We start from the raw sequence: 22244 nt of genomic DNA, 5'->3' as shown, positions 1-22244 counted from the left end.
AAGGAGTCTTCATTCCCGGTTCCACGACGTCAAGAGGCACCCTTTGTGCGGGCATGCCCAACGACACCGCCCTGGACGTTTCCACAAAGCGGAATTAGAATTCCAGCAAGCAGAACGTAGCTACGTACAAGCCGGTAGTCAACCGGCCGCCGGGTACGCTTCTTTCTCCCGCCAGCCCCGAAAGGAACGTGCCGTGCCGACGTCCAGCGCCAGCACCACCGACTCCGCCAGGTCCGCCACAGGTGGCGTCCAGTCCCTGGAGCGCGCCTTCGACCTGCTCGAACGGATGGCGGACGCGGGCGGCGAGGTCGGCCTCAGCGAGCTCTCCGCGAGCAGTGGGCTGCCGCTGCCGACCATCCACCGCCTCATGCGCACCCTCGTGGCCTGCGGATACGTACGCCAGCAGCCCAACCGCCGCTACGCCCTCGGCCCCCGCCTGATCCGGCTCGGCGAGTCCGCCTCCCGGCTGCTCGGCACCTGGGCCCGCCCGCACCTGGCCCGCCTGGTCGAGGAGACCGGGGAGACCGCGAACATGGCGCTGCTCGACGGCGACGAGATCGTGTACGTCGCCCAGGTCCCGTCCAAGCACTCGATGCGCATGTTCACCGAGGTCGGCCGGCGCGTCCTGCCGCACTCCACCGGCGTCGGCAAGGCACTGCTCGCGGACTTCCCGGCGGACGAGGTGCGGGCCCTGCTGGGCCGGACCGGCATGCCGGCCGCGACCGAGAAGACGATCACCACGCCGGACGGCTTCATCGCGGCGCTGGAGGACGTGCGGCGCCAGGGATACGCGATCGACGACAACGAGCAGGAGATCGGCGTCCGCTGCCTGGCCGTCTCCGTACCGGACTCCCCCACCGCGGCCGCCATCTCGATCTCCGGTCCGGCCGGCCGGGTCACGGAGACCGCGACCGAGCGGATGGTGCCGCTGCTCCAGCAGGTGGCGGCGGAACTGTCGGAGGCCCTGCTCGCCTCGAACGGCAACCCGGCCGCCTGAGCCGGCACCGCGAACGGAACAGCCCCCGGCCTGCCGAGGCCGGGGGCTGCGTTCGTCGCGCGTCAACAGCGCCTGAGTACCACAGCGCCTCTCAGCGCCTCAGCGCCTCAGCGCTTCTCCGTGCCTCAGCACCTCTCAGCGCCTCTCCGTGCCTCAGCACCTCTCAGCGCCTCTCCGTGCCTCACCGGCGCGGCGGTTCGCCGAACAGCTCCACCGCGTGACGGACGTCCGTCAGCCCTCGCGACAGGGCACTGACGGAGCCGATCGCGCCCGCTATCAGCAGCAGGGAGCCGTGCAGTCGCGACACCTCGGGGACACCGTCGTCCGTCATCGCGGCCAGATCGGCGAGTTCCTCCTCGGCGAAGACTCTGTCCGGAAAATCGGCGGGCAACAGGGCGAGTTGGCGGCGTAACCGGGACACCGCGGTCCGCAGTGCGGTCACCCTCACGTCCTCGTCACCGTCCTCGTCACCGACGGTCACTTGGCTCTGTCCCAAGCTCCGCAACACAGCCCCTCCCCCTCGCACCCCGTTGTGCGCCCCTCCGCAGTGAACGTGCCGAGCGCGGGCCAGTAAACGCCACTCCGCACCGGACGCGCCACCGCGCGGACCGAAATTCAGCCTCCGAAAACCCGGCGCACGCCGGAGCGTTCGGCGGGCGGTCAGGTATGCAGGACGCATGACGGACAACGAAGACCAGGTAGCGGGGGTGGCGGGGCTGCTGCTCGCCGCCGGGGGCGGGCGGCGGCTCGGCGGACGCCCCAAGGCGCTGCTCGAACACCGCGGACGTCCACTCGTCGAACACGCGGTCGCGGCGTTGCGCGCGGCCGGTTGCACTCGCGTGCACGTGGTCCTGGGGGCGCGGGCCGAGGACGTACGGGCTCGGGCGGCGCTCGACGGGTGCGTTCTCGTGGACAACCCCGACTGGGAACAGGGCATGGGGTCGTCGCTGCGCGCCGGACTCGCCTCACTGGCCGGCGGCGGGGCGCGGGCCGCGCTGGTGTCGCTGGTGGACCAGCCCGGCATCGGCCCGGAGGCGATGGCGCGGGTGCGTGCCGGATACCGGGCCGACACGTCGCTCGCCTCCGCGGCGTACGCGGGCGTGCGCGGGCACCCCGTCCTCCTGGGCGCCGCCCACTGGGCGGGGGTGGCGGCGACCGCGACCGGAGACCGCGGGGCACGCGCCTATCTGAGGGAACACGAGGCGGAGATCGATCTCGTGGAGTGCGGGGACGTGGCGCGGCCGTACGACATCGACACCGAGGCCGACCTGCGCCACCTTGAGTAAGGGGTGTGGCACTGGGCGCCACCTTCCCTCGACTCAGAGAATCTCGACATCAACAAACCATTGAAGTTCCACGATGAGGAAACTACTATCCACTGACCAGAAGCACCCGCCCGCACATCGGGTGCGCTATGCCCCATACGCACCCTCTGGCACCCGGTGCCACGCTGAAGGAAGTGACAGCTCATGTCCGCACCAGCGCCGTCCCCGCTGGCCATCGTCGACGCCGAGCCCCTGCCCCGGCAGGAGGAGGTCCTCACCGATGCGGCGCTCGCCTTCGTGGCCGAGCTGCACCGGCGGTTCACGCCCCGGCGTGACGAACTCCTCGCCCGCCGTGCGGAGCGCCGCGCCGAGATCGCCCGCACCTCCACGCTCGACTTCCTCCCCGAGACCGCCGCGATCCGCGCGGACGACTCCTGGAAGGTGGCCCCGGCCCCGGCCGCGCTGCAGGACCGCCGGGTCGAGATCACCGGCCCCACCGACCGCAAGATGACCATCAACGCCCTCAACTCGGGCGCGAAGGTCTGGCTCGCGGACTTCGAGGACGCCTCGGCGCCGACCTGGGAGAACGTCGTCCTCGGCCAGCTCAACCTGGCCGCCGCCTACACCCGCACCATCGACTTCACCGACGAGCGCACCGGCAAGTCGTACGCCCTGCGCCCCGACGAGGAGCTGGCGACGGTCGTCATGCGCCCGCGCGGCTGGCACCTCGACGAGCGTCACCTCCAGGTCGACGGCCGCCCGGTCCCCGGCGCCCTGGTCGACTTCGGCCTGTACTTCTTCCACAACGCCCAGCGGCTGCTGGACCTCGGCAAGGGCCCGTACTTCTACCTCCCGAAGACGGAGTCGCACCTGGAGGCCCGCCTCTGGAACGAGGTCTTCGTCTTCGCGCAGGACTACGTCGGCGTCCCGCAGGGCAGCGTCCGCGCGACCGTCCTGATCGAGACGATCACGGCCGCGTACGAGATGGAGGAGATCCTCTACGAACTGCGCGACCACGCCTCCGGGTTGAACGCGGGCCGCTGGGACTACCTGTTCTCCATCGTCAAGAACTTCCGTGACGGCGGCGCCAAGTTCGTGCTGCCGGACCGCAACGCGGTGACGATGACCGCCCCGTTCATGCGGGCGTACACCGAGCTCCTCGTCCGCACCTGCCACAAGCGGGGCGCGCACGCGATCGGCGGCATGGCGGCGTTCATCCCGTCCCGCCGGGACGCCGAGGTCAACAAGGTCGCCTTCGAGAAGGTCCGCGCCGACAAGGACCGCGAGGCCGGCGACGGCTTCGACGGCTCCTGGGTCGCCCACCCCGACCTGGTTCCGATCGCCATGGAGTCCTTCGACAAGGTCCTCGGCGACAAGCCGAACCAGAAGGACCGCCTGCGTGAGGACGTCGTCGTCAAGGCGGCCGACCTGATCGCCGTCGACTCCCTGGACGCCAAGCCGACGTACGCGGGCCTGGTCAACGCCGTGCAGGTCGGCGTCCGCTACATCGAGGCGTGGCTGCGCGGCCTCGGCGCGGTCGCCATCTTCAACCTGATGGAGGACGCGGCCACCGCCGAGATCTCCCGCTCGCAGATCTGGCAGTGGATCAACGCGGAGGTCGTCCTCGACAACGGCGAGCAGGTCACGGCCGAACTGGCCCGCAAGGTCGCCGCCGAGGAGCTGGCGAACGTCCGCGCCGAGGTCGGCGACGAGGCCTTCGCGGCCGGCAACTGGCAGCAGGCCCACGACCTGCTGCTGACCGTCTCCCTCGACGAGGACTACGCCGACTTCCTGACGCTGCCGGCGTACGAGCAGCTGAAGGGCTGACGCCCGGCTGCCGCAAGGCCCGTCCGCGCCCCCGGTACCGCACGCACGGCGCCGGGGGCGCGGACGTGTGCCGGGCCGGCCACGTACGTCAGCCCAGGTGTGCGGACCAGTCCTGCTCGGCGGGCGGCTTGCCGTGCAGGTCGGGGACCCGCTTGAGCCAGTCGGGACGGCCGCGCTCGGTGCGTGCCGCGCGGGCGGCGTTCTCGGCGGCGAGCTCCTCACGGGTCGGGAAGTCGGTGGGCAGCCACTCCCGGGACGCCCGCACGCGCGCGTGCAGATAGCCGACGTAGGCGTCCCGGACGGCGTCCGGTGTGTCGAAGCCGGCCTCACAGGTCAGCCAGGCCTCCGGCACCCTCGCCACCACGTCGCGCAGCAGCTCCCGAGTCACCTTCGGCGCCAGCTCGGCGTCGGCGGCCCGGACGTCGGGCGCGTGGTGGCCGAGGGCGTGATGACGGAAGTCGTACGCCTTCTGGGGCGGGGAGGCGCCCCAGCGGTGGTGGAAGACGAGGGCCGCCCCGTGATCGATCAGCCACAGGCGCGCAGGAGCGATACCGAAGGTCGGCCAGACCATCAGGTTGGAACTGTGCACCGTGCGGTCCACGTTCACGGTGAGGGCGTCCAGCCAGACGACGCGCCCGGCCTCCTCGGACCCGACGGGGAAGGCGTTCGCGACCTCGGGCGTGAAGTCGGCGCCGCCCGACAGGTAGTCCATGCCGAGGTTGAGTCCCGCGCTGGCGTCCAGCAGGTCCCGCACCTCCTGGTGCGGTTCGCCGGCGGCGATCGCCGGGTCGAAGTGGGCCAGGACCAACTCCGGCACCCGAAGCCCCAGCTCACGCGCCAGCTCCCCGACGATCACCTCGGCGACCAGTGCCTTGCGGCCCTGCGCGGCGCCGGTGAACTTCACGACGTAGGTGCCGAGGTCGTCGGCCTCGACGACACCGGGGACGGAGCCCCCGGAGCGCAGGGGTTCGATGTAGCGGGTGGCGGTGACTCTCCTCAGCATTTTCCCAACCCGTCGACCCCGTCAGCCTTGCGATCCACGGCAACCTCCTGGGGCGCTCAACAGCTGGGAAGTGAGCATAGTAACCGGGGGTGACCGCCGGCGATGCGTGCCCGAACCGCCGAGCCGCCTGGCCAGGGTCACGACGGACTCTCCGGCTTCCCCCACGGCAGCTCCACCTCTACCGGCGAGAACCTATCCAGGGGGCGAGGGCTGCGGCCACGTTGGCCAGGACGAACAGCAGGAGACCCACCAGCAGCAGCATCGCAAGGTCCGCGCCTGCGTCGAGCACACCTTCTCCCGCATGAAGAACTACAAGATCCTCCGCGACTGCCGCCAACGCGGCGACAGCCTCCACCACGCCGTCCAGGCCGTCACCCGCATGCACGACCTCGCCCTCACCGCGTGAACCCAGCAGGTCAGCCGCCCGCTTCAGCCTGCGTGATCACGGCCTTCTGCAACACCCTTTGGGCTGTCCCGTAATCAATCTCGAGGTGGAGCGGAGCTGGGCGCGGTGGGTCCGGATTCGCTGCTGTCCGGCTCCGTCACTTCGTCAGTGATTCTCCGTCGATGGTCCGAGTCGTGCCGTCCTTGAGGGTGAGGGTGAGGGTGCCGGTGAGCCGGTCGTGGGAGTCGCTGTCCGGCCACCAGGCGGTCCACCTGCCGTAGGGCAGCGACGGGATCTGCTGCACCGTGGCGTGGACGGTGCGTCCCTGGTCGCGCACGGTGATCTCCTTCACGTCCGCGCCCACCGACCCGACCGCGTAACGGAATCCAGCGGAGCCGCTCCCACGGGCGCCCTGGGCGTCCAGTGTGATGCCGTTCGCGGGTGCGTCGACCGCCGGGCCGATGGGCACCGCCACGCCCGAGCCGTCCGAACCGGCCAGGCAGTACGCGGCGTCGCCGTGTCGCGTGACGATCATGGAGGTGGTGGTTCCGCGGAGGTCCGCGTTGCTGACGTTGCCCCATCCTCCCGCCCCGGAGACGTCCTTCGTCTTCTCGAGGCACCAGCCGAAGGAGATGTGCGCGTCGTTCGAGTCGTCGGCGATGCCGGTCCAGGCGGCTACTTCCGTCGCTGACAGGGGTCCGGCTCCGCCCTGCCCGGGCGGATCGGCCGTCACCGCGAGCAGGGCGGCTCCCGCGGCGAGCCCGGCCGCCATGGTGTACGCCGCGCGTCGCACAAGCGGGCGGCGATGAGCGGTGGCGACTGGGCGGCCGGGCCGGTCGGTGTCGCTCAGAACGGTCAGCAGCAGCTGTTCCTTGCGGTCGAGTTCGGCGGTGGAGAGTTCGGTGCGCGGTGCGGAGTCGAGCTCAGCCAGGCGGGAGAGGAGGTCAGGCTTCATGAGGGGGCTCCTGTCAGTGCGTGGGCGCGAGGGCGGGCGATGCGGGGGCGGCGGGGTCGAGACGGCTGGTGAGGCGTCGCCTGGCGCGCGTCAGGCGCATGGCGTAGGCCGCGCGAGTGCAGTCGAGGACGGTGGCCGCGTCCCGGGCGTTGAGCCCCTCCCAGATGTGCAGCGCGAGGACTTCCTGGTCGGCCGCGGTGAGTGACTGCCAGGCGGCGGCGAGATCGATCCGGCTGTCCACCTGAGCCGTGGCGTCGACTGCGCGTTCGTGGCCGCGGGCCTCGGTGGCCTGGATGTGAACCACGAGTGCGGCCTGACGGCGCATGGTGCGGTCCGCGTTCAGCATCACGTTGCGTGCCGCACCGAACAGCCAAGGCCGCGGATCAGCGGGAAGCTCGTGTCGGCGTCGCCACGCGGCAAGGAACGTCTCTCCCACGATGTCGTCCACGTTCATCGGGTGGGCACGGCGGCGCACGAACCGCAGCACGTCCTCGTAGTGAGCCCGGTACACGTCCGTGAACTGGGCCTCGGTGTCGATTGGCATGGCTTCCTTCCGTAGCGCCTGCCCATACATGTCCACCACGGGCACAAGTGCAACAGACCCGGATACGCGAGTTCCCTGGTCCGGCGCGGCTTGGTCGACAGTCGCCATTGGCCGTCTTTCCGCCGGTCACAGTGAAGGGACGTGGCGGTCCGCCGCTGACACCGGCGTGGCACCGGTATCGGACTCCACTGTCATGAGGCGATAGATCCCCGCCCGGAAAGGGCGCTCTGAGGGGGCTGCGCGAGGCCGCAGACGACGGCACCGGGTACTTCAGTAGACGGACAGCGGGGGGACTGTGATGGACGAGCCGCTGTCACGTAGTTTCGACTGCCACTGCGCCTCGATCTGTGGGCGCAGCCGCCGGATCTCCTGCCATCCCTCGATCGAGTCGGGCAGTTCATCCCCTCGGGACGACGCACCCATCAGCATCCGCGTCTCACTTCTGGACAGGAAGACCACTTCCGGGAGGGAGAACCCGGGCACACCGCTGGACAGGGCGATGTCCAGGAGATAGACGATCTCCGCGACACGGAAGCGCAGTTCCCTATCCAGCAGGAAAGACTGCTCGAACCCCAGGATGTTGCAGATCTTGGCAGCGCTCTCCACGGTGTCTTCGGGGGCCTGGTTGACGAGCATGACGGGGTTTTTCAGGTAGGCGCCCAGGATGTTCTCCACCGCGCTGCGCTGCCGGTCCGTCCTGGCCCTTCGGCTCTCGTCCTCAATGGCCTGCCTTCGCGCTATCTCGCCATCTTCCAACGCTTCCTGCCGCGCCCGCTGAGCCTGGCGGCGGGCTCCAACCCGCCCGATGGTGTCGCCGCTGAGGCCGATAAGCCCTCCGACGACGACGGTGACGATCGTTCCCCACTCCATGAAACCCCCCGTGTTGTTGGTGCGTTCCACCGCGACAGCGGCCTCAGGCTACGACGACCGTGACGACGGTGACGCCGTCACGTCCATCGCACGCCGACCTTGGACAGCTGCTCGATCCGCTCCGGCGTCAGCGTCGCGGCCGGCTCCGCTGATTTCCGATCCAGGCTCCCAGCTTGTGTTCCCGCTCCTCCTGGTCCTTGGCGATGATCGATCGACGTGCTTCCTCGAGTCCTGGAGGTGGCCTTCGCGCTCTAGAACCGCTTGTCGGCGAAAGGCAGGTGCAGTGGACATCACAGTGCAATGGATCAAGACGTCCTGGACGAAGCGATCTCGGGGCGGGGAGGCCGCTGCCCGCAGGAACGCGGTGCCGGTCGGCTTCTCATTGCCCCAGGTACCCTCCGAGTTTGCCCACTTCGTCCAGATGTCCGAGCGTGACGGCTTCGAGCCACGTTCGGGCCAGAAGGACCATCGCGAGGTCAGTGTCAGCCTGCGGGACGAAGGTGATCGGCTCCGAGTACTCGCTCGTGTGGAGCCGCTCTTCGGGTTGCCACCTCGGCCGCGCAGGCCGCCGGCAGTTCGACTGCTTCCCGGACAATGGGTCCGCTGGCAGTTGAACTACCGGTTCACCAGCGCCCTGGGAATCCGCGGATGGTCGTACTGGCTCGACACCTTCAACATCGCTTACGGCCCCGTCGACCGGGATGTCTTCCTGTCAGAGCCGACCGTGATCGTCGATGAGTGCGGGCCGGTTCGATAGCCAGTCGGACTGTGCTCAGACGCCTGCGCGTTCCGCTCGAGCCCGGGTGGTGGCGAGGCGGTAGGAGTCGACGAACGGTCAACGCAGGACCCGACTGCCTCCTGTCACCAGGCGACTGCCACCAAGATCCGGACCATTCCCGGGCCACCATCCCCGACGAGCCACACATCTGCATGACGCGGCACACGCCTGAAAGGCGCCGAGACAAGCATCACCGCAGGTCAGAGGCGTCGGCGGCTGCATATACACGCTCCTGGGGTGCTCAAGAGCCGGGAAGTGAGCACAGGAACCGGGGGTGATCGTCGGCGATGCGTGCCCGAACCGCCGAGCCACGGTCACCGCGGGGTCGGTCGGTCACGCGGGCCGCGGTCTACGGGTGCATGACGATCTTTCCCACGTGACCCCTGCGGGCGAGCTCTTCCTGCGCCTGAGCGGCCCGGTCCAGTGGGAACACCGCGGCGACGACGGGCTGGATCTCAGCCCGACGGGCCAGGTCCATCAGGAGGTCGAAGTGCGTCGGCGTGTGCATCGAGGAGCCGATCACCTGGGCGTTGTGCAGATAGAGACGGCGCACGTCGAAAGCCACGTCGTACCCGCCGAGGGCACCGGCGACGACCCACCGGCCGCCTTCGCGCAGCAGCGGCAGCCCTTCACCCACCAGGTCCCCGGCTACGACGTCGAGGGCGACGTCGATGCCCTCCGGGGCGGCGGCGCGGAGCTGCCCGGCGACGTCTCCCGCGCGGTCGACGACTTCGTGCGCGCCCGCCTCGCGTACCGGACCGATCTTGGACCCGCTGCTGATGGCGAGCACCCTCGCGCCTCGCGCGCGGGCGATCTGCACCAGCGCGATGCCGACACCGCCGGACGCTCCCGAGACGAGGGCGGTCTCCCCCTCCCGCAGCCGGCCCCGCTCGATCATGCCCAGAGCCGTGCCGTAGGCGGTCGGCAACGTCGCGAGCTGATCGTCCGTGAGCGGGGATTCCGTCACGTCGTGCACGCGCGCCGCCGACGCGGTCACGTACTCGGCGTAGCCGCCGTCGCGTTCGCTCCCCATCAGGCCCACCGGGTTGGCGTCCGGGCCTTCGGTGTCGTAGATCGCCGGGTCGACGACCACTCGGCGGCCGACGACGCTCTCGTCCACATCGGCGCCGACCGCCACGACCCGGCCGGCCACGTCGGCGCCCTGGGTGCGCGGGAAATCGACCGGGCCTCGCCAGCCCGACAGCGCCCGCGGGTCCCCCGGGCGGCCGTAGGCGCCCTCCCGGGTCCACAGGTCGGTGTTGTTCAGCGCCACCGCGCTGACCTGGACCAGTACCTCGCCTGTCCGCGGGACGGGCACGGGCACCTCCGTCAGCTCGAGAACCTCCGGCCCTCCGTGCTCCGCGATCCGCACCGCGCGCATGGTCTCGGGGACACCCATCACTCAACCTCCTCGCAGGTATACTGATCTGTGAACTTCCCACCACGGTACACCGATCGGTAAAGGTACGTCGAATGCAGGAAGCACAGCCCATGACACCGGCGGGGCGCCGCATCGTGGCGGCCGCCGAGGAGCTGTTCTACAACCGCGGGATCACGGCGGTCGGCGTGGACCTGATCGCCGAGCACTCAGGCATGACGAAGCGGACCCTGTACAACCGGTTCGGCTCGAAGGACCACCTTGTGTCGGTCTACCTGGCGGAACGCGGTCATCGCTGGCAGTCACTCGTCCGGGCCGCCGTTGACGCCTGTGACGGTCCTGTCGAGGCCGTCATCGCGCCCTTCCACGCGCTGCGGACCTGGAGCGAGAACAACACCCGCGGATGCGCGTTCATCAACGCGCTGGCCGAACTCCCGGACCCCTCGCACCCCGCGCACCGCATCGCCGCGGACCAGAAGCTCTGGCTGCGCGACCTGTTCGAGGGACTCGCCACCGCGGCGGGCTGCTCGGAGCCGACCACCCTCGCCACCCAGCTCCTCGTGCTACACGAGGGCGCTCTCGCCGCGCAGCCGCTGGCGCTCGACACCCTCCCGGCGACCACTGACGCGGCGCGGGCCCTCGTTCGGGCCACCGCACCACCCCTCCGATAGGCGGGTCCGAGCCCGCTCCCGGTCGAGGCGTCCCGGTCGGACGCCGGGCGGGGCGCTCCCCGGCACCCGGCTCGTCCGACGGGGTTCACGCCCCCAGCAACGGATTGGGCAACGGCCGGTAGCGGGCGCCGGCGCCGTCCGCGCCCGTCCAGCGGAGCAGGAGGTTGGTCTTGCCGGGGAGGGTGGGCGAGGCGAGGAGGGCGGGGATCTCGGGGACGTCGTCGTGGCGGCTCAGGACCCGGCGGGCGGCGGGCCAGGGGTCGAGGCCGGGGTGGTGTTCGACCAGGGCGGCGGCGATCTCGCAGAGGTGGTTGACGACGAGGCAGTAGACCAGCCGCTCCCAGCCGTCCGGGCGGGAGGTGTCCGGCAGGAGCTTGACGCCCTCGGCGTCCCGGAAGAGGGCCTGCACCGGTGTGCCGGAGACGTCCACGGCGACCAGCGTGTTCTGCAGGTGTGCCTCCAGGACGACTCCGTCGTCGGCGAAGGCGCTCAGGACGGGCGGGACGACGGCGGCGAGGTACGCCTCCCACCAGGCCGCCGGGTCCGTGGTGCGGGCCAGCGGGTTGTCCGGGAAGCCCTCCACGAGCGCGGCGGCGAGCAGCGGGGTCGCGCCGGGCAGGACGCGGTCGCGCAGTCCGTCGCGGACGACGACGGCCAGTTCCTCGAAGGCGAAGTCCGCGGTGCGGTAGCCGCGGTCGCCGAGCCAGGCCGCCGGGGGCGGGACGGCGTCGAAGGCCTCGGTGACCGCCGTGTCGGTGCGGCGCAGTCTCAGCAGGTCGTGGCGCCACAGGCGGCGGATGTCGTTGGTGATGCGCACGTCGAGGCTGAATTTGAGGAACAGGTCCTGCCCGGGGAGGTGGTCGGGTGCGTAGACCGTGCGGATCGCGGCCGTCGGCCAGGTGAAGAATCCGGTCGTACCGAGACGCAGGAGGCGGCCGTCGGCGAAGGCGGGGGCGAGGGCGGACGCTGTCAGGTTCAGCTGCCAGGGGTGGGCGGGCAGCAGCCGGTAGCCGGGCGGGGTCCTGCCGAGGGCGTCCAGGGCGGCGGTGTCGCCCTCGTCGACGACCGTGTCCTCGCGTACGGCCAGCAGCGTCAGCGGGAAGCGGGCATGGGCCTCGGGCGCGTACGGCAGCCAGCCGGAGTGCGGGCCGCCGCCGCGCGCCTTGGGGGCGGGGTGGTGGGTGTGGCCGGTGAGGAGGGACTGCTCGGAGCGGAGATACGGGTCGTCGGGCGGGGTGGCGCGGGCGCGGGCCGTCAGGAGCGCGGCCACCGCGTCGCGGCTGTCGGTCATCTCGGTGGGCAGTTCGTGATTGGGCAGGCCGGTGTGCCGGCGCAGTTCCTCCGCGACGAGTTTCACCAGCTCGGCGTGGCCGACGCGGTGCCAGCCGTCCGCCCCGCGCACCTCCGGCTCGGCGGGCCGCCGGCCCTCGCGCACCCGGAGCAGCCGGCCGCCGGGCAGCCGGTACACCCGCCGGGTGCCCGGGGCCGGCCGGGGGCCGGGGTCCGGGCGAGCTCCGGGAGTCGGCCGGGGGCCGGAGTCGGGCAGAGGGCCGGGGCCCGGCAGGGGTTCGGCCACCTCGCGCAGCAGGCAGTTCAGCAGCGGCACCGCCGCGTAGGCGTCGGCGCGTTCCGCGACGTCGTCCCGGAAGGCGGCGTCGGCGCCGGTGGGCGGGGGCAGGAGATCCACGCGTTCCACTCGTTCCCTACGGTCTGTCCATGCTGTCCATGGCGGAGGTGGCGGAGTTACCGGAGACGATCAGTATGTCCGTCGCCGTCCCTCCCCCGTGACGTCCTGCTCGTAACGTCCTACTCGTACCCGAGGAGCCCGCCCGTGCATCGTCCCCCCAGCGCAGCGGTCGAGGTCGCCGACGAGCTGGCGGCCCTCCGCCCCGGTCTGGTCGACCGGTTCACGGCCGAACTGCCCGGCGCCCGCGCGGCCGTGCTGTCCCGGCTGTGGCGTGCCTTCGCCCATGAACCACTGCCGTGGATCGCGGGCCGGGAGCCCGCCGCCGGGGGCGGACTCGTGATGCGCCTGGGGGACGGCCGCCGACTGGCCGGTCCGGTGGCCGACCCGTACCGCACGGACGCGTACGTCCGCGTCGTACGGCTCGACGAGACCGCGTACGACGATCCGGCGCGGTTGGTGACGGACCTCGCCGCACCGCACTCGGCGGGTTTCGCCGCGGAACTCGGGCACAGTGTCGCGTCGTTGGCGCTGTCGCGGGCGGGGCAGGAGATTCACCCGGACGAGTGGCCGGCCAACGACTGGGGCTGGGAGCGGCGGGTGGTCGACGGACATCCGTACCACCCGAACTGCCGTTCCCGGCCGGGCTTCTCGGTGGCGGAGCAGCTCGCTTACGGGCCCGAGCACGGTCCGGTGGTGGGGCTGGGGCTGGTGCCGGTCCCGGCGGCCGGGTGCGTGGTGTCGGGGTCGTGGCCGCGGGAGCTGCGGGACGGGTCGAAGGTGCTGGTCCCGGTGCATCCGTGGCAGGCGGCGCACGTGCTCGGGGGGCCGTGCGAGGAGGGGCCGGCCGCGCACCCTCTGATGTCCCTGCGGACACTCGCCGTGCCCGGCGGGCCGCACGTCAAGACCGCGCTGAGCGCCCGGCTGACGTCCTCGGTGCGGGACATCTCGGTCGCCTCGATCGCCGCGTCGGCCCATGTGTCGGACTTCGGACAGGCGCTGGCGGCGCGCGCGGACGGGCTGCTGCACGTCACCCGCACCCTGGGCGCGGTGGCCGCCGGCTCCCCCGACCTGGCCGCCGTGCTGCGCGAGTCGCCGATGGTTCACGCGGCCCCCGGCGAGCACGTCGTCCCGGTGGCCGCGCTGGCGAGCACCGGACTGTCCGGTTCCCCCGCCTGGCGGGCGGGGTTCGCCCGCCTCGCCCTCACCGTGGGGCTGCGTCTGCTGGAGCTGGGCGTGGCCCTGGAGGCGCACGGCCAGAACCTTCTCGTGGTGCTGTCCCCGGCGGGCGATCCGGTGCGCCTGGTCTACCGGGACCTGGCCGACATCCGCGTCAGCCCGGCGCGCCTGGCCCGCCACGGCATCGACGCCCCGGACCTGCCCGCCCGGATGCTCACCGACGATCCGGTGGCGCTGCGCCGCAAGCTGTTCGGCTCACTGGTGGGAGGCGCGCTGGCGGCGACGGTGGGCTCGGGTGCGGCGCTGCGGGACGCGTTGGAGGCGGTCGTGGGTGAACTTCCGCGCACCCCGGACGCCTTGGCCCTGCGCGAGGAGCCGCTGCCGGTGAAGGCGCTGACACTGATGCGTACTTCGCCGGGGAGCGGCGGGGATCTGTGGGCGGAGCTGCCCAATCCGCTGCGTCGGCGGTGAGGCCGGGGTGTCGTCGCGGTCTCGTTTTGGAGCCCGGCCCCAGTGATCAATAGGATCCGCCGATGATCACAAGAACACGGTTGGCGGCGGGTGCCTGTGCCCTGCTCGCCGCGCTGACGGCCGGGATCGCCTTCCCGGCCTCGGCGGCCGCCGGTGAACCCACGGGCGAGGACGCGCCGAAGGTCAACCTGGTGCTCGACGTCAGCGGTTCGATGCGGACGCGGGACATCGACGGCGGTACCCGGATGGCCGCGGCGAAGCAGGCGTTCAACGAGGTGCTCGACGCGACGCCCGAGGAGGTGCGGCTCGGGATCCGGACCCTGGGCGCCGACTATCCGGGCGACGACCGCAAGACCGGCTGCAAGGACACGGCCCAGCTCTATCCGGTCGGCCCGCTGGACCGCACCGAGGCCAAGACGGCGGTGGCGACGCTGGCGCCCACCGGCTGGACGCCGATCGGCCCCGCGCTCCTCGAGGCGGCCGACGACCTCGACGGCGGCGACGGCTCCAAACGCATCGTGCTGATCAGCGACGGCGAGGACACCTGCGCCCCGCTCGACCCGTGCGAGGTGGCCCGCGAGATCGCCGCCAAGGGCATCGGGCTGACCATCGACACGCTGGGCCTGGTCCCCAACGCCAAGATGCGGCAGCAGCTCAGCTGCATCGCCGAGGCGACCGGCGGGACGTACACCTCGGTCGAGCACACCGACGAACTCACCGACAAGGTGAACCAGTTGGTGGACCGCGCGGCCGACCCGGTGGTGACGCCGGTCGCCACCGAGGGCGCGGACGCCTGCGCGAAGGCGCCGACGCTGAAGTCGGGGCTGTACACCGACCGCGAGGAGTTCGGGAAGCAGCGCTGGTACCGGGTGGACGTGCTGCCCGGGCAGGAGCTGCGCGCCTCGGTGAGCGTGGGCGCCGACCGGACCGTGAACCCGTCCTACGGGGTGCTGCTGCGGGCGGTGACGGTGCACGGCCGGGAGATCGTGCGCGGTGAGGCGGCGGGCAACGGCCGCACCGACGTGCTCTCCACCGGCCTGCGCTACCCGAAGCCGGAGCTCGACGACGCGGACACGGACAAGCCGGCCGCCGAGACCGTGTGCCTCCAGGTCACCAACTCCTTCTCCGTCGCCTCCGGTGTGAAGACCACGCCGGGTCTGCCGCTGGAGCTCACCGTCGACGTCGTGGACGGTCCGGGCGACTCCGACGACGTGGCCTCCTTCGGCCTCGGGCGTGGCTGGTGGCTGCTCGGTGTGCTGGTGCTCATCGGTTTCGTCGCCGGTCTGCTGTGGGGCTGGCTGTCGCGCTGGCGGCTCGCGGTCTGGAGGACCAACTGATGCGTTTCACCCGAGCGTTGAGTACGGCGGCGCTGCTGCTCGGCCTGGCCGCGACCCCCGCGGCGGCCGACTCCTCGCCCTCCGCGGGCCCGTCGGACGACGGCGGCGCGCCGACCGAGGCGGGTACGTCCTTCCGTACGGCCGCCGAGTTCGAGCAGGGGCAGCGTGCCACGGCGAACGGCTCCGCGGGCGACTACCTGTACTGGTCGTTCCCGGCGGACGCCGGCCAGCGTCCCACCGTGAAGGCCACGGTGAAGCTGCCCGAGACGCATGCCGCCGAGACCTGGCGGATCGACGTGTACGACGGTCTGCGCCGCCGCCAGGCCTGCCAGTACGGGGCGCAGAGCCGCACCGCGCAGGCCGGCGCCTCCTCCGTGGAGCTGGCCTGTGTGCTGCGGACGGTCCGCGCGTGGTCACAGCCGTGGGCGAACGACCCGCTGCCGGGTACGTACTACATCCGGCTGACGGCGGTGAACCTGCCGACGGCCGACCTGGGTGTCCCGGTCTCCGCCGAGGTCCGCGTGGACTCCAAGGACATCGGCGGGGCGGCGGCTGTGGACGGTTCGCTGGCCGAGCCGCTGGTACCGGGGGTGGCGATGAAGTCCCCGGCCGAGGAGGAGGACTCGGGGGGCGGCGCCGTGCTGTCCGCCATCGAGCCCGAGGACGGCTGGTCCTCCGGCTGGTGGTCCGACCGGTGGGTGTGGACCGGGATCGGCGGCGTACTGGCCGCGCTCGCGGGCATCGGCGGGTACGCGCTGACCCGCGGGTCGGGGCGGCCGTCGCGGATGCCGCCGACCGTCTGACGTCATCGCGGAAGGCCCCTGCGGGTCATCACAGAAGGCCCGCCCCGTGCGGGTCATCGCGGAAGGCCCGCCCCCGGCGGGCCTTCCGCCGTCTCATCCCTCCCGGAGCACCTCCCGGAGCGCCTTGGCGACCGTGCCGTCGCCGGTCACCCCGACACGCCCGTCCCGCACCGCGTCCCGCAGACCCAGCTCCCCGCGGCTGAGCGCCGCGCACGTCCCCGCGTCCAGCACCAGCCGGGCGTCGGGCTCCCCCGGCGCGGGCCCGTCGCCGTACACCGGCCCGTCCCCGTCCATACCGGCGTACAGGTGGAAGTCCCCCTCGTCCGCGTGCACTTCGACGAGCCCCTCCCCCGCCCCGGCCTCCCGCAGCGCCCGCAGCAGGGGCAGTGCGAACCAGTGCGCCCGTACGGCGTCCGTCGGCCGCCGCTCCCCCAGATCGTCGGCGCCCCACGCGCCCAGTGCCTCCAGCACCGGCAGCAACGCGCGCCCCCGTACGGTGAGTTCGTAGACGTACGCCGCCGCGGGCGGGGGCAGCCGGCGCCGGGTCGTCAGCCCGTCGCGCTCCATGTCCTTGAGCCGGGAGGCGAGTACGTCCGTACTGACGCCCGGCAGGTCGGCGTGCAGGTCGGTGTAGCGCCGCGGACCGGCGAGCAGCTCCCGGACGATCAGCAGGGTCCAGCGGTCGCCGACGGTGTCGAGCGCGCGGGCGGCGGAACAGTACTGGTCGTAGCTTCGGCGAGGTGACATGCGACGCAGTGTAGACAAGTTGTTGGACTTTCCAAGCTCCAACTTGGTAAAACCAAGCAACACCAGATACCGGAGGGGAAGCGCCGCATGGAATTCCGGCAGTCGAACAAGCTCAGCGAGGTCTGTTACGAGATCCGCGGCCCGGTGATAGAGCACGCCAACGCGCTGGAGGAGGCGGGGCACAGCGTGCTGCGCCTGAACACCGGCAACCCGGCGGTCTTCGGTTTCGAGGCGCCGGAGGAGATCGTCCAGGACATGATCCGCATGCTGCCGCGGGCGCACGGCTACACCGACTCGCGCGGCATCCTCTCCGCCCGCCGGGCCGTCGCCCAGCGCTACCAGGCCCTCGGTCTGGAGGTCGACGTGGACGACGTCTTCCTGGGCAACGGCGTCTCCGAGCTGATCTCCATGGCCGTACAGGCCCTGCTGGAGGACGGCGACGAGGTCCTGATCCCCGCCCCCGACTTCCCCCTCTGGACGGCGGTGACGACCCTCGCGGGCGGCAAGGCGGTGCACTACCTCTGCGACGAGCAGGCGGAGTGGTACCCGGACCTGGCCGACATGGAGTCGAAGATCACCGACCGCACCAAGGCGGTCGTCATCATCAACCCCAACAACCCCACCGGCGCCGTCTACCCCAAGGAGATCGTCGAGGGCATCCTCGACCTCGCCCGCCGCCACGGCCTGATGGTCTTCGCCGACGAGATCTACGACCAGATCCTGTACGACGACGCCGTGCACCACTCGGCCGCCGCGCTCGCCCCCGACCTGGTGGTCCTCACCTTCTGCGGCCTGTCCAAGACCTACCGGGTGGCGGGCTTCCGGTCGGGCTGGCTGGTGGTCACGGGCCCGCGGCAGCACGCCCGCGACTACCTGGAGGGCCTGACCATGCTGGCCTCCATGCGGCTGTGCGCCAACGCGCCCGCCCAGTACGCCATCCAGGCCGCGCTCGGCGGCCGCCAGTCCATCCACGAGCTGACGGCTCCGGGCGGACGGCTGCGCGAACAGCGGGACGTGGCCTACGAGAAGCTGAACGAGATCCCGGGTGTGTCGTGTGTGAAGCCGAAGGGCGCGCTGTACGCGTTCGCGCGCCTCGACCCGGCCGTGCACAAGATCCACGACGACGAGAAGTTCGTCCTGGACCTGCTGCTGAGGGAGAAGATCCAGGTCGTCCAGGGCACCGGCTTCAACTGGCCGTCCCCCGACCACTTCCGCATCCTGACGCTGCCCCACGCGGACGACCTGGAGGCGGCCATCGGGCGGATCGGGCGCTTCCTCGGCGGGTACCGGCAGTAGCCGCGGCCCGGGGAGCGGCGCCCCGGGCGGCGGCCCGTGCGGCGGGTGCCGGTCGTCGTCCGCTACCCGATCGGCAGGCTGGAGACCGTGAAGGGAAGGCTCTCCGGGGGGAGACCGGCGACCCAGCGGTTGTACTGGCTGTTCACGACGAGAAGGCGGTCGTGGTCGGTGATGACCGCGGCGGAGGGATGCAGGAGACCGTCCGGCGGCACGAGACCGTGGAGGAACCGGCCGCTTGTGAGGTCGTCGTTCATCTCGACGACGGCGACCTGCGGCTCGGTGTCGGGATCGTCGTACAGGTTGCCCTGGGTCACGTAGAGGCGGCCGTCCCTCCAGGCCAGGGCGTCGCCGTTGACAAGGGTGTGGCCGCCGAGGTCGACCTCGGCGGTCCGGCCGGTGGAGCGGTCGATGCGCCACAGCTTCCCGGTGTTGCTCTGCACGGCCAGCAGGTGGCGGGTGCCGACCGCCACGATGCCGTTCAGGTTGTGCTGGCCGTCGATCCAGTCGACGCCCGAGGCGTCGACGTCGAGCCAGTGCTCCAGCTTCCACCGGCCGCGCTCGTCCTCGGTCAGGCGGTAGACGACCGGCTTGAAGGAGTCGGTGACGTAGGCGGTGCCGTCCGCGGCCACCGTGACGTCGTTGACGAACCCGCCCTTCGCGCCGTGCTGTGTGGTCAGCAGGGTGCCGGTCGCCGAGTCGTAGACGCGCAGCGTGCCCGTGCCGCCCCCGTTGACGTACAGCCGTCCCTCACCGTCGAGGGTCATGCCGGCGGTGAAGGAACGTCCGTCCCGCCCGGCGGGCGACCAGACCCGTGCGGTGGGTTTGCGGACATGCCCCCGGTAGAGGGTGCCGTCCTGGGCGCTGCCCACGTAGTAGTGCCCGCTGCGCGGGTCGTAGGCCACCCCGGTGGGAAAGGCCTTCTCCCCCGGGATCACGTAGTGGTCGGGGAGCCGCGCGGTGGCGGATCCGGAACGGGTGGCGGCTTCGGAGCCGGCGGCGGCCTGGGAGCCGGTGGCGGCGGTGAGGGCGAGCACGGTGACGGTCGCCAGGGCGGACGCGAGCAGGCGCATGGAGGCCTCGGTGGGGTAGGCGGGGCGGGTGGTTCTGCCCATCCTGGGGCGGTCGGGGTCCGCTTCCCTCCGCTCCGTCTCACCGGGGACACGGCGAACCTGGGTACTCCCGGTGCCCCCTCACCGGCCTACGCCTTGGCCATGACGCGCAGTGCCTCCTCCTCGGGCGTGCCCGGAGCGGCCGTGTAGACGAGGAGACTCAGCTCGGGGTCCTGGGGGAAGTGGGTGATCTCGTACGAGAGGGTGAGCGGGCCGGCCTCGGGGTGGTCGATGCGTTTGAGACCGTGGGACTTGGTGCGCACGGTGTGCCGCTGCCAGTGGCGCCGGAACTCCTCGCTGCCCTGGTTGAGTTCCTCGACCAGCCGCCACAGTTCGGGGTCCTCGGGGAAGCGGCTCGCCGCGATGCGGAGATGGCCCACCGCCTCGCGGGCGATCATCTCGCGGTCGGGGTAGCGGCTGCCGATCTCGTCGTTCAGCAGATGGAGCCGGCACAGGTTGCGCTCGGCCACGGGCAGTGCGGCGAAATCGGTGATGAGGGCGCACAGGGGCCGGTTCCAGGCCAGTACGTCCATCCGGCGGCCCATGGCGAGCGCCGGTGCGGTGATCCAGTCCAGCAGCCTGCGCACCCCGGGGCGCGCGGCCTCTTCGGGGGCGGTCCGCTTGGTGTCCGGCTCCGGCTTCTGGGGCCGCGCCAGCCGGAAGAGATGGGCGCGCTCGTCCTCGTCCAGCCTCAGGGCGGCGGCCACCGCCCCGAGCACGGTGTCCGAGACGCCGCGGTTGCGGCCCTGCTCCAGGCGTACGTAGTAGTCGATACTCACCCCCGCCAGGTGTGCCAGCTCCTCACGGCGCAGCCCCGGCACGCGCCGCAGGCCCGAGCCGGAGGCGTAACCGACGTCCTCGGGCCGGATCCTGGCCCGCCGTGAGCGTAAGAAGTCTCCCAACTCGCCGCGTGACTGCATGGGTTCATTATCGCCTCCCTGTGTACCCCGGTTTCGCCGTCCCCGGGTTCCGGGCCCCCGGGCCCGGCGGATCCCGGGCCCGGCGTGGCACGGACACGGCACACGCGGACGTATGCGCACCGATCGCCGGGCTCCCTTCCGTAGCCTGGTCGGCATGGGTGATCTTTTTCTGGTCCGGCACGGAGAGACCGAGTGGTCGCGGTCCGGGCGGCACACCGGGCTGACGGACGTGCCACTGACCGAGCACGGGCGGGAGCAGGCGCGGAGTCTTGTGCCGTTGATCCGGTCGCACCGCATCGGGGCCGCGTTCGTCAGCCCGTTCCAGCGGGCCCGGGAGACGGCCGAGCTGATCGGCTTGCACGAGGAGGTGCGGATCGACCCCGACCTGCACGAGTGGGACTACGGCGGGTACGAGGGCATCACGACGGTCGAGATCCACCGGAGCCGGCCGGACTGGTTCCTGTTCACCGACGGGGTCGAGCCCGGGCCGCCGGACCGTCCCGGGGAGTCGCCGGAGCAGGTCGGCGACCGGGCCGACCGGGTGCTGGCCCGGGTGGAGGCCGCTTTCGCCAACACGGAGGGGTGCGTGGTGCTGGTGGCGCACGGGCACTTCCTGCGGGCGCTCACCGCGCGGTACCTGGGGCTTCCGGCGTCGCACGGGGCGCTGTTCCAGCTGGGCACGGGCACGCTGTGCCGGCTGGGCACGGAGCACGCGCGGCCGGTGGTCGCCGCGTGGAATGTCAGACCTCCGTCGTAGCCTTCGAAGGAGTCGCCGGCTTCGGAGAACTGGCCGGCTTCGTAGGAGTCGCCGGCTTCGGGGTCGCCGGCTTCGAAGGCCTCAGCGGTGAGGGAAGGAGGACGCCGTGGCACTGTCGCCCACCGCCGCGCAGCGGCGCGTCATCGACGCCGCCGACGCCGTCACCGGCCGTCTGAAGGGGACACAGGCGCAGCTCGCGGCGCTGGTGAGGCGAGGGCTCGCCTTCCGGCATCCGCGCCCGCCGCACGACCACTTCCTGACGCCGGCCGGCCATCGGATACGGGAGTCCCCCGCCGGGCCCGAGGCGCCGAAGACGGCCGAGCCGGCAGCGCCCGTCGCCGTCGGCGGGGTGTTCGCCGCGCGGGTGGGCGGGGAGGAGGCCGTGCCGGGCGACGCCGGGCCGGCTCGGCTGCGTGAGGTGCGAAGCGCCTGGCAGGGGCTGCTGGAGTTGCGCCGGATGACGCGTTCCGACGGGAGCACGGAGCGTCCCTGCGGATGGGAGCGGGCACATCTCGTGCGCGCCGCCGCCCTCGCGCTGGAGGCGGCCGGGCATCGTCCGGCGGGGCCGGACGGCGATGACGGATACCGGGTCCGCGCGACGCCCCAGCCGGACGCCGTCGCCGTGTACGAGCCGGACGGCGCGGCCCTGCGGGACTGTGCGGCGACGCTGGAGCGGGTGGGGTGGCAGGTCGGGGAGCACACCGAGCCGCGCACGCGGGCCCGTTACCTGCTGGCCTCCCCGCGGAAGGTGTGACGCCTCGTGCCAGGATCGACCGGTCAGTACGTCCACGAGGAGAGGCAGCAGCGGTGAGCGAGCCGTTTTCCGTACCCGTGGCGGTCCGCGGGTACGAGACCGATACGCAGGGCCACCTGAACCAGTCCGTCTACCTCAACTACGCCGAGCACGCCCGCTGGTCGCTGCTCCGGGCGGCCGGTATCCGGCAGGCCGATCTGGTGGCCCGGGGTGTGGGCCCCGTCGCGCTGGAGACGACCATCCGCTTCCGGCGGGAGCTGCTCGCCGGTGACGAGGTCACGGTGTCCTGCGCGTTCGAGTGGGGCGAGGGCAAGACCTTCCGGATACGGCAGGTCATCCGCAAGGCGGACGGCACGGTCGCGGCCGAGGTCGAGGGTGTCGGCGGTCTGATGGACCTGCGCGAGCGCAGGCTGGTGGCGAACCCTCGGGAGCGGTTCAAGGAACTGGCGGCGGAGCCGGGGCTGTTCGGGGCGTGACGTGCCGGCTCTCCCCGAGGGCCTGACGCGGTGGGACG

22 protein-coding genes and 1 pseudogene are annotated in these 22244 nt (G+C 71.8%); 13 read left to right on the top strand and 10 right to left on the bottom strand.

Annotated elements, in window-relative coordinates; genetic code table 11:
* Positions 1-193: 193 nt before the first annotated feature.
* On the top strand, positions 194-997 hold the full coding sequence (allR, locus tag QC283_RS36110) for an allantoin degradation transcriptional regulator AllR (RefSeq protein WP_279566011.1): 804 nt from the start codon (positions 194-196) through the stop codon (positions 995-997).
* Between the two features lie 181 nt (positions 998-1178).
* Here the strand turns inward: allR and QC283_RS36105 are convergent, their stop codons facing one another.
* Complete coding sequence (locus QC283_RS36105; protein WP_279566010.1) at positions 1179-1505, bottom strand: DUF5955 family protein; 327 nt, start codon at positions 1503-1505, stop codon at positions 1179-1181.
* Positions 1506-1674: 169 nt separating this feature from the next.
* Between QC283_RS36105 and QC283_RS36100 the strand changes: the two genes are divergently transcribed.
* Positions 1675-2283: a nucleotidyltransferase family protein gene (locus tag QC283_RS36100; protein WP_279566009.1), complete on the top strand. Its 609-nt coding sequence runs from the start codon at positions 1675-1677 to the stop codon at positions 2281-2283.
* 183 nt (positions 2284-2466) lie between these two features.
* Positions 2467-4089, top strand: coding sequence for a malate synthase A (gene aceB / locus QC283_RS36095; protein WP_279566008.1), 1623 nt, complete (start codon positions 2467-2469; stop codon positions 4087-4089).
* 88 nt (positions 4090-4177) lie between these two features.
* On the opposite strand, the gene QC283_RS36090 is transcribed toward aceB, so the two are convergent.
* Positions 4178-5092 carry a HipA family kinase gene (locus QC283_RS36090; RefSeq protein WP_279566007.1) on the bottom strand — a complete coding sequence of 305 codons (915 nt, stop codon included), beginning with the start codon at positions 5090-5092 and terminating at the stop codon, positions 4178-4180.
* A 259-nt stretch (positions 5093-5351) separates the two neighbouring features.
* Here QC283_RS36090 and QC283_RS36085 point away from each other — a divergent pair.
* Positions 5352-5498 (top strand): annotated as a pseudogene (locus QC283_RS36085) (IS5/IS1182 family transposase); the annotation flags it as partial.
* Between the two features lie 136 nt (positions 5499-5634).
* Here the strand turns inward: QC283_RS36085 and QC283_RS36080 are convergent.
* The 3 genes from QC283_RS36080 to QC283_RS36070 form a co-directional block, all read right to left on the bottom strand.
* Positions 5635-6432 carry a hypothetical protein gene (locus tag QC283_RS36080; protein ID WP_279566006.1) on the bottom strand — a complete coding sequence of 266 codons (798 nt, stop codon included), beginning with the start codon at positions 6430-6432 and terminating at the stop codon, positions 5635-5637.
* A gap of 13 nt (positions 6433-6445) precedes the next feature.
* The gene (locus QC283_RS36075; RefSeq protein WP_279566005.1) at positions 6446-6976 is read right to left on the bottom strand and encodes an RNA polymerase sigma factor; all 531 of its coding nucleotides are present in this window, start codon (positions 6974-6976) and stop codon (positions 6446-6448) included.
* Positions 6977-7246: 270 nt separating this feature from the next.
* The gene (locus QC283_RS36070; protein ID WP_279566004.1) at positions 7247-7876 is read right to left on the bottom strand and encodes a hypothetical protein; all 630 of its coding nucleotides are present in this window, start codon (positions 7874-7876) and stop codon (positions 7247-7249) included.
* A gap of 253 nt (positions 7877-8129) precedes the next feature.
* Here QC283_RS36070 and QC283_RS36060 point away from each other — a divergent pair, with 253 nt between their 5' ends.
* Positions 8130-8603 (top strand): hypothetical protein, encoded by a 474-nt coding sequence (locus tag QC283_RS36060; protein ID WP_279566003.1) that lies wholly within the window; start codon positions 8130-8132, stop codon positions 8601-8603.
* 370 nt (positions 8604-8973) lie between these two features.
* Here QC283_RS36060 and QC283_RS36055 read toward each other — a convergent pair whose 3' ends face one another.
* Positions 8974-10023 carry a zinc-binding dehydrogenase gene (locus tag QC283_RS36055; RefSeq protein WP_279566002.1) on the bottom strand — a complete coding sequence of 350 codons (1050 nt, stop codon included), beginning with the start codon at positions 10021-10023 and terminating at the stop codon, positions 8974-8976.
* Between the two features lie 74 nt (positions 10024-10097).
* Here QC283_RS36055 and QC283_RS36050 point away from each other — a divergent pair, with 74 nt between their 5' ends.
* On the top strand, positions 10098-10673 hold the full coding sequence (locus tag QC283_RS36050) for a TetR/AcrR family transcriptional regulator (protein WP_279566001.1): 576 nt from the start codon (positions 10098-10100) through the stop codon (positions 10671-10673).
* A gap of 85 nt (positions 10674-10758) precedes the next feature.
* Here QC283_RS36050 and QC283_RS36045 read toward each other — a convergent pair whose 3' ends face one another.
* On the bottom strand, positions 10759-12369 hold the full coding sequence (locus QC283_RS36045) for an IucA/IucC family protein (RefSeq protein WP_279566000.1): 1611 nt from the start codon (positions 12367-12369) through the stop codon (positions 10759-10761).
* Positions 12370-12504: 135 nt separating this feature from the next.
* On the opposite strand from QC283_RS36045, the gene QC283_RS36040 reads away from it, so the two are divergent.
* The 3 genes from QC283_RS36040 (at position 12505) to QC283_RS36030 (ending at position 16147) form a co-directional block, all read left to right on the top strand.
* Positions 12505-14007 carry an IucA/IucC family protein gene (locus QC283_RS36040; RefSeq protein WP_279565999.1) on the top strand — a complete coding sequence of 501 codons (1503 nt, stop codon included), beginning with the start codon at positions 12505-12507 and terminating at the stop codon, positions 14005-14007.
* A gap of 62 nt (positions 14008-14069) precedes the next feature.
* A complete protein-coding gene (locus QC283_RS36035; protein WP_279565998.1) occupies positions 14070-15344 on the top strand; it encodes a VWA domain-containing protein in 1275 nt (424 codons plus the stop codon).
* Positions 15344-16147, top strand: coding sequence for a hypothetical protein (locus QC283_RS36030; protein ID WP_279565996.1), 804 nt, complete (start codon positions 15344-15346; stop codon positions 16145-16147). Before QC283_RS36035 ends, QC283_RS36030 begins: the two co-directional genes overlap by 1 nt.
* 93 nt (positions 16148-16240) lie before the next feature.
* Here QC283_RS36030 and QC283_RS36025 read toward each other — a convergent pair whose 3' ends face one another.
* Positions 16241-16894 carry a winged helix-turn-helix transcriptional regulator gene (locus QC283_RS36025; RefSeq protein WP_279565995.1) on the bottom strand — a complete coding sequence of 218 codons (654 nt, stop codon included), beginning with the start codon at positions 16892-16894 and terminating at the stop codon, positions 16241-16243.
* Between the two features lie 87 nt (positions 16895-16981).
* Here QC283_RS36025 and QC283_RS36020 point away from each other — a divergent pair, with 87 nt between their 5' ends.
* On the top strand, positions 16982-18190 hold the full coding sequence (locus QC283_RS36020; RefSeq protein WP_279565994.1) for a pyridoxal phosphate-dependent aminotransferase: 1209 nt from the start codon (positions 16982-16984) through the stop codon (positions 18188-18190).
* Between the two features lie 62 nt (positions 18191-18252).
* On the opposite strand, the gene QC283_RS36015 is transcribed toward QC283_RS36020, so the two are convergent.
* Together QC283_RS36015 and QC283_RS36010 are read right to left on the bottom strand one after the other, a co-directional pair.
* Positions 18253-19302 (bottom strand): SMP-30/gluconolactonase/LRE family protein, encoded by a 1050-nt coding sequence (locus QC283_RS36015; protein WP_279565993.1) that lies wholly within the window; start codon positions 19300-19302, stop codon positions 18253-18255.
* A gap of 86 nt (positions 19303-19388) precedes the next feature.
* Complete coding sequence (locus QC283_RS36010) at positions 19389-20219, bottom strand: helix-turn-helix transcriptional regulator (protein ID WP_279565992.1); 831 nt, start codon at positions 20217-20219, stop codon at positions 19389-19391.
* Positions 20220-20373: 154 nt separating this feature from the next.
* Here QC283_RS36010 and QC283_RS36005 point away from each other — a divergent pair, with 154 nt between their 5' ends.
* From QC283_RS36005 to QC283_RS35995, 3 genes are all read left to right on the top strand, one after another.
* Positions 20374-20976 (top strand): histidine phosphatase family protein, encoded by a 603-nt coding sequence (locus tag QC283_RS36005; protein ID WP_279565991.1) that lies wholly within the window; start codon positions 20374-20376, stop codon positions 20974-20976.
* A 106-nt stretch (positions 20977-21082) separates the two neighbouring features.
* Complete coding sequence (locus QC283_RS36000; protein WP_279565990.1) at positions 21083-21730, top strand: hypothetical protein; 648 nt, start codon at positions 21083-21085, stop codon at positions 21728-21730.
* 53 nt (positions 21731-21783) lie between these two features.
* On the top strand, positions 21784-22206 hold the full coding sequence (locus QC283_RS35995) for an acyl-CoA thioesterase (RefSeq protein ID WP_279565989.1): 423 nt from the start codon (positions 21784-21786) through the stop codon (positions 22204-22206).
* Positions 22207-22244 lie beyond the last annotated feature (38 nt).

Origin of the sequence: Streptomyces sp. DH41 (genome assembly GCF_029813785.1) — a bacterium.
Taxonomy (GTDB): Bacteria; Actinomycetota; Actinomycetes; order Streptomycetales; family Streptomycetaceae; genus Streptomyces.
Note: the sequence above shows the minus strand (reverse complement) of the source record. Positions and strands in the feature narration are given on the sequence as shown.

Excerpts from the sequence above, each read along its gene's own strand:
- QC283_RS36100 (WP_279566009.1), top strand. The coding sequence starts at position 1,675 with ATGACGGACAACGAAGACCAGGTAGCGGGGGTGGCGGGGCTGCTGCTC.
- QC283_RS36090 (WP_279566007.1), bottom strand. The coding sequence starts at position 5,092 with ATGCTGAGGAGAGTCACCGCCACCCGCTACATCGAACCCCTGCGCTCC.
- QC283_RS36055 (WP_279566002.1), bottom strand. The coding sequence starts at position 10,023 with ATGGGTGTCCCCGAGACCATGCGCGCGGTGCGGATCGCGGAGCACGGA.
- QC283_RS36080 (WP_279566006.1), bottom strand. The coding sequence starts at position 6,432 with ATGAAGCCTGACCTCCTCTCCCGCCTGGCTGAGCTCGACTCCGCACCG.
- QC283_RS36015 (WP_279565993.1), bottom strand. The coding sequence starts at position 19,302 with ATGGGCAGAACCACCCGCCCCGCCTACCCCACCGAGGCCTCCATGCGC.
- QC283_RS36005 (WP_279565991.1), top strand. The coding sequence starts at position 20,374 with ATGGGTGATCTTTTTCTGGTCCGGCACGGAGAGACCGAGTGGTCGCGG.
- QC283_RS36050 (WP_279566001.1), top strand. The coding sequence starts at position 10,098 with ATGCAGGAAGCACAGCCCATGACACCGGCGGGGCGCCGCATCGTGGCG.
- QC283_RS36020 (WP_279565994.1), top strand. The coding sequence starts at position 16,982 with ATGGAATTCCGGCAGTCGAACAAGCTCAGCGAGGTCTGTTACGAGATC.
- QC283_RS36035 (WP_279565998.1), top strand. The coding sequence starts at position 14,070 with ATGATCACAAGAACACGGTTGGCGGCGGGTGCCTGTGCCCTGCTCGCC.
- QC283_RS36010 (WP_279565992.1), bottom strand. The coding sequence starts at position 20,219 with ATGCAGTCACGCGGCGAGTTGGGAGACTTCTTACGCTCACGGCGGGCC.
- aceB (WP_279566008.1), top strand. The coding sequence starts at position 2,467 with ATGTCCGCACCAGCGCCGTCCCCGCTGGCCATCGTCGACGCCGAGCCC.
- QC283_RS36075 (WP_279566005.1), bottom strand. The coding sequence starts at position 6,976 with ATGCCAATCGACACCGAGGCCCAGTTCACGGACGTGTACCGGGCTCAC.
- QC283_RS36025 (WP_279565995.1), bottom strand. The coding sequence starts at position 16,894 with ATGTCACCTCGCCGAAGCTACGACCAGTACTGTTCCGCCGCCCGCGCG.
- QC283_RS36030 (WP_279565996.1), top strand. The coding sequence starts at position 15,344 with ATGCGTTTCACCCGAGCGTTGAGTACGGCGGCGCTGCTGCTCGGCCTG.